At 60.8% G+C, this 521-nt stretch carries 1 protein-coding gene; it reads left to right on the forward strand.

The genetic code is table 11. The features are described 5' to 3' along the window. On the forward strand, positions 1–521 hold a 521-nt coding region (locus ABD990_RS34230), incomplete at both ends, for a hypothetical protein (protein WP_345384951.1).

Raw genomic sequence — 521 nt, forward strand, 5'->3', positions numbered from 1 at the left:
GAGATCTGCGCGCGGGTCCGGGCCGGGCTGGAGACCGTCTATCTCTCGTCCCACGATCTTGGTTATGTCTTGAAGGCGCTCTTCGAAACGCATCCCCTCATCGCTCTCGACGAATTCCTGCTTCCTGAGCTCCGGCCGAGGAATCGGGGACTGTTTGAGGGGGACTTCGGGTCTGGCACGCCGGTGGAAGATGTCGGCGCCGAGACCCTTGTTCAGTGGGCGAATATCGATCCGGATCGGCGCTATCCGCTGCTTGGCAAAAGCATCTCCATGTTCAAGCGGCGGCAGGGCGAAGAGGAGAATGGTGTCTCCACGCTTTTCCTGGAAATATTGGGCCACGCGCGAGACAAGCGGGCGTTTCTCGGTGATATCTGGTCGCGGCTGCATCCGCGCAGCTGGAGTGGCTCGCTCGCCGATATCATGGTTCGGCGTCGCGCAGCTATCACAACGCTGGGTGACAATGTCGGAGGCGAGGTTCGGCAATGGGTCACCGACATGCTGCCCGAACTGGAACGCTGGAT

The sequence above is a fragment of the Pseudonocardia yuanmonensis genome (genome assembly GCF_039542425.1).
Lineage (GTDB): Bacteria > Actinomycetota > Actinomycetes > Mycobacteriales > Pseudonocardiaceae > Pseudonocardia > Pseudonocardia yuanmonensis.